The organism is Tianweitania sp. (assembly GCF_032053605.1).
Classification (GTDB): domain Bacteria; phylum Pseudomonadota; class Alphaproteobacteria; order Rhizobiales; family Rhizobiaceae; genus Tianweitania.
Genome location: NZ_DAMBUH010000018.1, coordinates 15,270 through 20,641 on the forward strand (window position 1 = coordinate 15,270; position 5,372 = coordinate 20,641).

The 5,372-nt window shown below is 61.2% G+C and carries 6 protein-coding genes and 1 tRNA gene; 4 read left to right on the forward strand and 3 right to left on the reverse strand.

Annotated features, from left to right (window positions below; translation table 11 throughout):
• Window positions 1-2: 2 nt before the first annotated feature.
• Window positions 3-389 (forward strand): Fe-S cluster assembly scaffold SufA, encoded by a 387-nt coding sequence (gene sufA, locus RTX98_RS06600; protein WP_312795447.1) that lies wholly within the window; start codon window positions 3-5, stop codon window positions 387-389.
• Between the two features lie 2 nt (window positions 390-391).
• On the opposite strand, the gene RTX98_RS06605 is transcribed toward sufA, so the two are convergent.
• Complete coding sequence (locus tag RTX98_RS06605; RefSeq protein WP_312795448.1) at window positions 392-889, reverse strand: GFA family protein; 498 nt, start codon at window positions 887-889, stop codon at window positions 392-394.
• 68 nt (window positions 890-957) lie between these two features.
• Here RTX98_RS06605 and RTX98_RS06610 point away from each other — a divergent pair, with 68 nt between their 5' ends.
• Window positions 958-1,290: a TfoX/Sxy family protein gene (locus RTX98_RS06610; protein WP_312795449.1), complete on the forward strand. Its 333-nt coding sequence runs from the start codon at window positions 958-960 to the stop codon at window positions 1,288-1,290.
• Here RTX98_RS06610 and RTX98_RS06615 read toward each other — a convergent pair whose 3' ends face one another.
• Together RTX98_RS06615 and RTX98_RS06620 are read right to left on the reverse strand one after the other, a co-directional pair.
• The gene (locus RTX98_RS06615; RefSeq protein ID WP_312795451.1) at window positions 1,291-2,814 is read right to left on the reverse strand and encodes a DEAD/DEAH box helicase; all 1,524 of its coding nucleotides are present in this window, start codon (window positions 2,812-2,814) and stop codon (window positions 1,291-1,293) included.
• Window positions 2,815-2,971: 157 nt separating this feature from the next.
• Window positions 2,972-3,748 (reverse strand): NAD kinase, encoded by a 777-nt coding sequence (locus RTX98_RS06620; RefSeq protein WP_312795452.1) that lies wholly within the window; start codon window positions 3,746-3,748, stop codon window positions 2,972-2,974.
• 157 nt (window positions 3,749-3,905) lie between these two features.
• On the opposite strand from RTX98_RS06620, the gene RTX98_RS06625 reads away from it, so the two are divergent.
• Together RTX98_RS06625 and RTX98_RS06630 are read left to right on the forward strand one after the other, a co-directional pair.
• Window positions 3,906-3,981 (forward strand) — tRNA-Thr (locus tag RTX98_RS06625).
• Window positions 3,982-4,092: 111 nt separating this feature from the next.
• The coding region (locus RTX98_RS06630; RefSeq protein WP_312795453.1) for a DUF6538 domain-containing protein at window positions 4,093-5,372 on the forward strand (1,280 nt) is incomplete at its 3' end.

A 5,372-nucleotide genomic window follows, 5' to 3' on the forward strand; every position in this document is an offset into this window, starting at 1 on the left:
AGATGGGACGTTTCAGCGTCATGAGCCTTACGGATCGCGCAGCCGAGCGCGTGCGCGAAATCGTGGATGATCGCGACGAGGTGCATGGCATCCGCGTGGGCGTGAAAAAGGGCGGCTGCGCCGGCATGGAATACACGATTGATCTCGTCAGCGAGGTCAATGCAAAGGACGATCACGTCGAGCATGACGGCGCGCATGTCTATGTCGCGCCGGAAGCGGCCTTGTTCCTCCTTGGTACGCAGATGGACTTCGAAACAACCAAGCTGCGCTCCGGCTTTGTATTCAACAATCCCAATCAGTCATCGGCCTGCGGCTGTGGTGAGTCCGTGGAATTGCAGCCGGCCGACCTGAAGGCATTGGCTGAAGCCCGCGCTCAGGGCGCGGCCTGAGTTCATTCGACCCAGACACCTCTTTCCCGGTGCCAGTCCTCAATCGACTGTTCGGGGTAAAGGTCGAAGGTCGCATCATCGGGCCCGATCTGCGGCTCTACCCATGACGCCTTGTATTTCAGCATGAGATGGACCGAGCTTGGCGGTTTCGGCAGATCCGTGTCGATTGCCGAGGCGAAGGGGTGAACGAGGTCCGGCCATGACGGATCGTAGAGCCAAAGCGCCGAGCCGCATTCCCGGCAGAAGTTGCGCTCGCCTGACGAGACCTCACAGTGCTCATGCTCGTCGTCTTCGATGGTGGCGCGATAAACCCCAAGATGCGCCTTGCCTTCGATCTTCAGCGTCGTGTTGTCGGCTCCGAGATTGATCGCATATCCGCCGCCGCCCTGCTGCTTGCGGCAGATGGAGCAATAACAGCGCTGATACGGCACAGGCGTGTGGCTCTGCACCGAGAATTTAACGGCGCCGCAGCGGCACGACCCTTCGAGCAACAAAGGCATGGCTTGTTCTTCCTTTTCTGATCAGGAAGAAAACAGGTGAGGCGCGTTGCCGTTCCCGGAGGGTGGCCATGGATGATGAAGCGATTCGAGAGATGTTCGACGGACTGGGCGCCGTCGAGATCCGCCGCATGTTCAGCGGCAAGGGCATCTATCATCGCGGCTTGATCGTCGGGATTCTCTTGTACGACGAGATCATGCTGAAGGGGGATGAAGAGACCGGCCGCTTCTACGAGGCGGCGGGAGGGACACGCTGGGTCTACGAGAACAAGCGAACGAAGCAGCCGGTCAAGATGCCGTATTGGTCCTTACCGGCCGATATTCTCGATGATCGCGATCAACTCGCGGGATGGACCCGCCTGGCCTATGAGAGCGCCATGCGGATCGAAGCGGCGAAGCGCTGATCAGGCCGGAACGGCTGGAACCACGATCTTCATGAAGGCGGGGATGTCGTCGCCGAAACCGACCACCGTGTTGACGTCGTCCTGATCGCGATAGCGGCGGTTGCGATCGTCACGATCACGGCGCGGCTGCGGTGCGCGCGCTTCCTGACGCTCTGCATTGCCCTGACGGATCGCATCGCGGCGATCGTAGCGAGGTGCTGGAGCGTCCTCGACTTCTGTTGCAACGACTGGCGCCGCTTCAGGTCTGCGTTCACGCGGCTCGCGGCGTTCACCGCGATCACGGCTGCGAGTCGTGCGATCGGAACGACCGCCGCGGCCACGACGCGGTGCGTCGTCGCTTTCGGTTTCCGGCAGAAGCGTCGACAGGTCACCATCGAGCCACTCGATCGACTGGTTGGTCAGCTTCTGGACGGCATCCAGATACTTGCTGTCGGACTTGGTCACCAGTGTGAAGGCCTTGCCCGACCGTCCGGCACGACCCGTGCGGCCGATGCGGTGGACGTAATCTTCGGCATGGATCGGCACGTCGAAGTTGAAGACGTGGCTGACCGCCGGAATATCAAGCCCGCGGGCGGCCACATCAGACGCCACCAGCAGCTTCAGCTTGTTGTTGCGGAACGCATCCAGCGTCTGCATGCGGGCGCGCTGGTCCATGTCGCCATGCAGAGCACCGGCCGAGTATTCGTATTTGGTCAGCGAGCGATAAAGCTCGGACACATCAACCTTGCGATTGCAGAAGATGATCGCGTTGGTGACGGCAACGCCTTCTTCGTCGATGAGGCGTCGTAGAACGGCGCGCTTATCCCATGCCTTGGAGGCTGACTTAACGAGGCGCTGCGTCACCGTGGTCGCCGTGGAGGAGGGCTTGGCCACCTCGACACGCACCGGCGCCTGCAGGAACTTTTCCGTCAGCTTGGTGATCTCCGGCGGCATGGTTGCCGAGAAGAACAGCGTCTGGCGGGTGAACGGGATCATCTCGCAGATACGCTCGATGTCCGGGATAAAGCCCATGTCGAGCATGCGGTCGGCTTCGTCGATCACCAGGATCTCGACGCCGGTCAGAAGCAGCTTGCCGCGCTCGCGATGGTCGAGCAAACGACCGGGCGTTGCGATCAGCACATCCGCGCCGCGCTCGAGCTTGCGTTCCTGATCGTCAAAGGACACGCCACCGATCAGCAGAGCGATGTTGAGCTTGTGGTTCTTGCCGTATTTGACGAAGTTTTCTTCAACCTGTGCCGCCAGCTCGCGGGTCGGCTCGAGGATCAGCGTGCGCGGCATGCGAGCGCGGGCACGGCCTTTTTCAAGGCGGGTAATCATCGGGAGCGTGAAAGCGGCGGTCTTGCCCGTACCCGTCTGCGCGATGCCCAGGATGTCCTTGCCCTGCAAGGCGTGGGGAATGGCGCCAGCCTGGATCGGCGTCGGCTTCGTATAGCCGGCATCGGTAACGGCTGAGAGGACTTTCGGCGACAGGCCGAGGTCTGCGAACGTTACGTCCTGCTGGACGATGGTATCTTCGGAAGACACGTGGGCGTGATCTTTGCTGTTCTAGGCGCGGAACGATGGTCGGCGCGAGATCGTCCCGGTCGCCGGAAGACCGGGGAATGCTGAGGGCGCGTTACGTCCACGCGCGTGCTTTGTCAAGCTCGCGCGCTGAGTCCAGCCAAGATTCGTGCGATTTCCTCTAGTATCGGAATTGTTCGAGCAAAATTCGATCGTCCCAGGAATGACTTGCATCAAACAGAACGGTCACCCGCGCCCGCGGCGACTCTTTCACGGTGACGGAAACAACCGACTTTACTTCGATGTTGTCGGCCACCGCATTCACGGGACGCTTCTGGATCTCGCGAACGTCGAAGCGGACTTCCGCCGTATGGGGCAGAAGCGCACCATGCCAGCGCCGCGGCCGGAACGGGCTGACCGGTGTGAGGGCGAGCAGGCGCGCTTGAAGCGGCAGGATCGGCCCTTGTGCCGACAGGTTGTAGGCGGTGGAGCCGGCGGGCGTGGCAACGAGGATTCCGTCGCAGATCAGCTCCTCCATGCGAGGATGCCCATCCACCGTGATGGACAGCTTGGCGGCTTGGTAGGATTGGCGAAACAGAGACACTTCGTTGATGGCCAGCGCCGTAACCGTTCGCCCGTCGGTTGTGCGCGCTTCCATGCTGAGGGGCCGAATTTTCGCGGCGTCGGCGGCGGCGATGCGCTCAACCAGCCCGTCCTCGTTATATTCGTTCATCAGAAAGCCGACCGTGCCGCGGTTCATGCCATAGATCGGCTTGCCGGCAGACATGTTTTCGCGCAGCGTTTGCAGCATGAAGCCGTCGCCGCCAAGCGCCACGATCACGTCCGCCTCGGCGGTGCTGACGCAGCCATAGCGGGCGCAAAGGCTGTCGGATGCCGACGCCGCTTCCTCACTGTCGGAAGCGACAAAGGCCAGTTTCGGATTATCCGTGCGCGTCAACTGTGAAGCTCCAGGCCTGAACCGACCCCGAACCGACAACGAAGATTGCCGGGCGGCCGCATCGGTTACCACGCAGATCAAGCGAAGCAAAGTTTCGCAGGGGCAATGCGGCTTCGCTTTGACTTGTTCAACGGATGTGATAAGCGCCGCCTCCAGTGCCCTTGTAGCTCAGCTGGTAGAGCAGCGGTTTTGTAAACCGAAGGTCGCGGGTTCGATTCCTGCCGGGGGCACCAAATCTCACCTCGACGACCGCAGAACCCTTACGGTTCAAGGGATAGCGCTTCCTCCTAGGTACACCAGGCGGTACAAACTCCGCCCATCTCGGAGCGCGAGCAGTGGGATTGATGCTCAAACACGTACAAAAACGCGGACAGACTTGGCGCTATAGGCGCAAAGTTCCTGAAGAACTCCGGCCAGCGATTGGCAAGCGGGAGTTGACCTACCCGCTTGGAAGCTCGGAAGCGGAGGCCGCAAGGCGGTATCACAAGGTCAACGCGGAGGCGGAGAGGGCGCTGGACACAGCGCGGCGGTCTGTCGCAGTGAAGGAAGGACTCCTGTCACCAAGGCCGGCGACCGACTTGGAGAGGCACGACCTTACGCGGAAGCGGCTCCGGGAGCTAGGCTTCGACCCTGACGGCGAAGACTTTGAAGCGACATGGGCCGGACGTGAAGCCGAGCGCGACCGGATCGCAGCCAAGTACCCCGAAGACCCGGAGACCGGTTACCCGCTAGACGTGAGTGTCGAGGACGCGGCCCTTGCCGGGTCGCTTGCATCCTCGTCGCCTTTGCCGCCACCCACTCCTAGCCTTGAGGATGCCAAGCGTCTGTACGTTAAAGACCGGCTTGCCACTTCTCAGTCGGGACTAAAGACCCAACGCCGTAACGAGCTAAGAGCCGAACGGGTTGTGAAGTATGTGACCGACGCCCTTGGCCGTGATCCGAAGTTGAAGACCCTACGCAGAGCGGATGCTCGCAAGGTACAGGAAGCGATGCTTGGGGCGATCGGATCTCCCGCAACCGTGGATCGATACCTCAACGACCTCCGGGCCATCATCAACCACGCAGCCCGTGAGTTTGAGCTAGAAGGCTTTCGCAACCCTTTTGCGAGCCTGGAGGCGCCAGCGGGTGGCGGGGTAGACCTTGCCCGCACCAAGCGGCGACCCTTCAGTGTTGAGGAATTGAAGGCGGTACGGGAGAGACTTATCGGCCGCAACAAGCAGCCCGAGATAAAGCTGATTTGGCGGCTATTGGAGGGCACTGGATGCCGACTTGCTGAGGTCACTGGGTTGCGCGTCCAAGACGTGCATACGGAAGCCGACTTACCTTATGTTGAGGTCACTTGGCACGAGGACCGCCGAGTGAAGACAGCCGCGTCACACCGCTGGGTTCCTTTAATCGGTGATGCCCTAGAAGCCGCCAAGGAGGCCGTTGAGGCGGCTAAGGGAAGGGCGCTGGTGTTTCCTCGGTACGCAACTGAGAACGGCCCTAACAGCGCATCAGCGGCTCTTATGAAGCACGTGCGGAAGATCGTGGCTGACGCGAAGGTTTCCACTCACTCCCTCCGGCACAACATGAAGGATCGGCTTAGGGCGGCGGCTGTGCCGTCTTCGGTGCAAGATATGAT